The sequence below is a fragment of the Haloarcula sp. Atlit-120R genome (assembly GCF_003665885.1).
Taxonomy (GTDB): Archaea; Halobacteriota; Halobacteria; order Halobacteriales; family Haloarculaceae; genus Haloarcula; species Haloarcula taiwanensis.
The window spans coordinates 1-548 of the sequence record NZ_QPLN01000049.1; the positions used below are offsets into that span (position 1 = coordinate 1).

The window sequence follows — 548 nt, forward strand, 5'->3', positions numbered from 1 at the left end:
GCACCCGAGTGGGGTCCGGATGAGGCCGTCATGCGACGGTCGAATCTGGGCTCCGCAAGGGGGCTTAAGTCGTAACAAGGTAGCCGTAGAGGAATCTGCGGCTGGATCACCTCCTACTGACCGGGATCAGGGCCTTGCCCTGACCCACCTACACTGACTGGTGACCACAAGTCACCGCGAGTCGGCAAGCGCCGACTACTGCATGGGCCCACTGGGCTCACAAGACCTATCCGAGGCGGATATCCCTTCACGGGATGTCGGGTGCAACTCCCGACGGGTCCGTACTTCGTATCGCTCCCGAACCGTGCCCCTTAAGTGTGGGACGGCGATGGGATATGGTACGACGACAGATGCACCAGGCCGGGTGAAACCGAGCCTGGGAAGGGTCGATTCGCCCACCATCTCCACCTTGGGGGCGAATATGAAACCGTGTGTACGTGCGATCCAGGCGTCCACTGGACTCGTTCAGTTGAACGAGTCACAACGACGTTGGCTACTATGCCAGCTGGTGGATTGCTCGGCTCAGGCGCTGATGAAGGACGTGCCAA

1 rRNA gene is annotated in these 548 nt (G+C 60.6%); it reads left to right on the plus strand.

Going from position 1 to position 548, the window contains the following annotated elements:
- Positions 1-115: ribosomal RNA gene (locus DVK01_RS21160) — 16S ribosomal RNA — on the plus strand; the annotation flags it as partial.
- Positions 116-548 lie beyond the last annotated feature (433 nt).